This window comes from Streptomyces alkaliphilus (assembly GCF_014141535.1).
GTDB lineage: Bacteria > Actinomycetota > Actinomycetes > Streptomycetales > Streptomycetaceae > Streptomyces > Streptomyces alkaliphilus.
This window is the reverse complement of sequence record NZ_VKHT01000539.1, coordinates 1-3,562: the sequence shown is the minus strand read 5'-3', so window position 1 is coordinate 3,562 and position 3,562 is coordinate 1. Positions and strand designations below refer to the sequence as shown.

Here is a 3,562-nt window from a genome sequence, read left to right as displayed (position 1 = left end):
GGAGCGTCCGGGCCGGGCGCGCTCCGGGGCGGACGCCCCGGGGCGTCGACCGGCGGGCGGACGACCCTCCGGGACTGGGTGTGATCATCGGGTTTTCTTCCCCTCATCCCGATTTGGTGCTGTCGCGCGGTACGTGCCCGCGTGTCCGCATCGTGTCACCGCGCGCCCCTCCCGCGCAGCCGTTGGCACCCATCCGGACCCATCCGGGCGCTCTCCCGGGGGAGAAATCCCTTCCGGCATGATGGGCGGCATGCGAGCAGTGGTACAGAGGGTGGACGGCGCGTCCGTCGTCGTGGACGGTGAAACGGTCGGGAAGATCACCGGCGAGGGCCTGTGCGTCCTGGTCGGGGTGACCCATGACGACGGTCCCGAACAGGCGGCCCGCCTCGCCCGCAAACTGTGGACCCTGCGGATCCTGCGCGACGAGCGCTCCTGCTCGGACACCGGCGCCCCACTCCTGGTGATCTCCCAGTTCACCCTCTACGGCGACGCCCGCAAGGGCCGCCGCCCCACCTGGAACGCCGCCGCACCCGGGGAGGTCGCCGAACCCCTGGTCGAGGCGGTCTGCGCGGAGCTGCGGAAGCTGGGCGCCGAGGTCGCCACCGGCCGCTTCGGCGCAGCGATGCGGGTCGGCCTCACCAACGACGGTCCCTTCACCGTCCTGCTCGAGGTCTGAGCGGGGCGGAGCCCCGGGCGGGCTTCCGGCGGGAACCGTGCGGGCGAACCGTGCGGGAACACCCGACGCGGCGTGCGGGGCCGACCGGACACACCGGGGAGGTGGACGACGGGGCCCGCCTCAGGGCTCGACGATCGTCTCCTGCGCCGCCGGGGTGGTGCCGGCCAACAGCGGGGCGTCCACCGGGACGTTCCGCTTCACCAGCGCCAGCGCGATCGGTCCCAGCTCGTGGTGGCGCGCCGAGGTGGTGACGAAGCCCAGTTGCCGCCCCTCCGGCCCGTCCGCCGCCAGCCGCACCGGGTCGCCGTGCTCGGGGATGGTCACCTCGCTGCCGTCCAGGTGCAGGAAGACCAGCCGGCGCGGCGGTTTGCCCAGGTTGTGCACCCGGGCCACGGTCTCCTGGCCCCGGTAGCAGCCCTTGTCCAGATGCACGGCGCTCTCCAGCCAGCCCACCTCGTGCGGGATGGTCCGGTGATCGGTCTCCCGGCCCAGCCGGGGACGGTGGTGCTCCACCCGCAGCGCCTCCGCCGCCAGCACCCCGGCCGCCGGGCCGTTCGCCTCCGCGAACGCCGGCAGCTCGGCGCGCGGCAGGAACACCTCCCGGCCCTCCGCCGTCTCCCGCGCCACCGCCCCGGCCGGCACCGGGACGATCGACCCGGCCGGGAGCAGCACCACCGCGAAGTCGGCGGTGCGGTCGGCGACCTCCACCCGGTAGAAGAACCTCATGGACTCCAGGTAGCCGAGCAGCGCCTTCGTCGAGCCCGGCTCGGTGTGCATCCAGGTGGTGGTGCCGTCGTCCACCAGGTACAGGGCGTGCTCGACGTGCCCCTTGGGGGAGAGGATCAGCGCCTCGGTGGCGTGCCCGGGCGGCAACTCCGCCACGTGCTGGGTCAGCAGCAGGTGCAGCCACGCCAGCCGGTCCCCGCCGGTGACGGTCACCACCGCGCGGTGCGAGAGGTCCACGAAGCCCTCGCCCCGGGAGAGGGCGCGCTGTTCGCGGAAGAGATCACCGTAGTGCGCGGCGACCCCGGCGTCCGGGGGCTCGGCCGCGACCGCGCCGGGCAGGGAGAGCAGCGGACTGGCGTGGGACGAGGACGACATGCGCCCAGCCTACGACCGGCCGACCCCCGCGTCCGCCTCCGACCCCTCGCGCCCCGATCCGTCCGCACCCGGCTCCCCGTCGTCCGGGGCGCGGTGCCCGGCCGCGCACTTCGCGCAGTGACCGAAGATCGCGAAGTGCCGCAGGTCGGTCTCGAAGCCCAGGGCGGCGCGCAACCGCTCCGCGAACGGCTCGGCCAACTCCAGCGGAGCCTCCAGCACCTCCTCGCACCCACGGCACATCAGGTGCATGTGGTCGTGGTGCTCCGCCAGGTGGTAGGTGGGCGGGCCGTGCCCGATGTGCGAGTGGGAGACCAGGCCCAACTCCTCCAGCAGGTCCAGCGTGCGGTAGACGGTGGAGACGTTCACACCACCGGCGGTGCGCCGCACCTCGGTGAGGAGCTCGTCCGGGGTCGCGTGTTCGAGGCGCTCGACGGCCTCCAGCACCAGCTGCCGCTGCGGGGTCAGCCGGTATCCGCGCTTGCGCAGGTCGCTCTGCCAGTCGGTGCTCACCACGCCGCCCAGTGTAGGCGGGCGCGGCGAGGGGGCGGCCCGCCCGGTGCCCACCGGGCCGGCCGCCCCGCCTCGCGCGGGAGGAATCCCGCGGCTCACTCCCGCCCTGCGACCTCCCGCAGGTACTCGCCCAGCGCCGTGACCGCCGCCGGGTTGCGCGGGCTCTCCACCAGGTCCACGTAGTCCAGGACGAAGATCCGGTCGTGAACGATCGCGGAGACGTTCGCCAGCGGCGGGTACGACTTCAGGAACGCCTCCTTCTCCTCCGCCGTGGTCCCGCCGTAGTTGTTGATCACGATGACCTCGGGATCGCGATCCACCACGGTCTCCCAGCCCACCGTGACCCAGGAGTCCTCCAGGTCGGCCATGACGTGGTCCCCACCGGCGCGGGTGATGATGTCGTGCGGACCGGCGTAGGCGCCGGAGGTCAGCGGCTTGTCCCGGCCGTCGTCGTACAGGAAGACCCGGGGCCGGTCCTCCCCGGTCGGGGCGGCCTCCTCCGCCGCCGCGACCTCCGCCCGGAACCGTTCGATCAGCTCCCGCGCCCGGTCCTCGACGTCGAAGAGGATCCCCAGCTGCTCCAGGTCGGTGTAGAGGGCCTCCAAAGGCGGCATCACCCCGCGCGCCGTGCCCTCGCCGCCGCGGCAGGACTCGGTGAGCAGGTACGAGTCCACCCCCTTGGCGGCGAGACCGTCGGGGGTCAGGCCGCGGTCCTCGCTGAAGCCGTAGTTCCATCCCGCGAACACCAGGTCCGCGTCGGCCTCCATGATCAGTTCCAGGGATATCCGGTCCCTGGAGAGCCACTCGGTCCGCTCGTAGCCCTCGGCCCACTCCACGTCCATCGAGGAGGCGCGGTCGTCCGCGAACATCGCGTAACCCGCCATCCGGTCCCACAGGCCGAGGGCGAACATGATCTCGGTGATCCCGACGTCATTGGTCACCACCCGCTCGGGCGCGCGGTCGAAGGTCAGCTCCTCGCCGCAGTTGGTGATGGTCACCGGGTAGTGGTCATCGGCGGCCGCGGTGGGGCCGGTGTCACCGGGGTTCTCCACCTCGGCGCCGCACGCGGTGGCGCCCAGCGCCAGCGCCGCGGCGGTCGCCACGGCGACCGCTCGCGCGCGGCCGGCGCGGATCGGGGAACGCGGGGCGGCGGGCGCCCCGGGGCGAACGGTTCTGCCGTACACGGGTTTCCTGCTCCTTCTCCCGCGTCGTGACGCGGGGTTCGTGATCGCCCCGGCGGGAGCCGGACGGCGTGGGACCTTCCCGGCGCGGGGG

Annotated in this window: 4 protein-coding genes; 1 reads left to right on the top strand and 3 read right to left on the bottom strand. The window is 73.6% G+C overall.

The annotated features are described in order from the left end of the window. Window positions 1-250: 250 nt before the first annotated feature. Window positions 251-676, top strand: coding sequence for a D-aminoacyl-tRNA deacylase (gene dtd, locus FNQ90_RS16310; RefSeq protein ID WP_173019542.1), 426 nt, complete (start codon window positions 251-253; stop codon window positions 674-676). Window positions 677-796: 120 nt separating this feature from the next. On the opposite strand, the gene ygfZ is transcribed toward dtd, so the two are convergent. From ygfZ to FNQ90_RS16295, 3 genes are all read right to left on the bottom strand, one after another. After that, window positions 797-1,777: a CAF17-like 4Fe-4S cluster assembly/insertion protein YgfZ gene (gene ygfZ, locus FNQ90_RS16305; RefSeq protein ID WP_182607054.1), complete on the bottom strand. Its 981-nt coding sequence runs from the start codon at window positions 1,775-1,777 to the stop codon at window positions 797-799. Window positions 1,778-1,786: 9 nt separating this feature from the next. Beyond that, a complete protein-coding gene (locus FNQ90_RS16300) occupies window positions 1,787-2,290 on the bottom strand; it encodes a Fur family transcriptional regulator (RefSeq protein WP_182607053.1) in 504 nt (167 codons plus the stop codon). A 92-nt stretch (window positions 2,291-2,382) separates the two neighbouring features. Next, entirely contained in the window at window positions 2,383-3,420 is a 1,038-nt protein-coding gene (locus FNQ90_RS16295) for an ABC transporter substrate-binding protein (RefSeq protein WP_182607055.1), read from the bottom strand. Window positions 3,421-3,562: the final 142 nt, after the last annotated feature.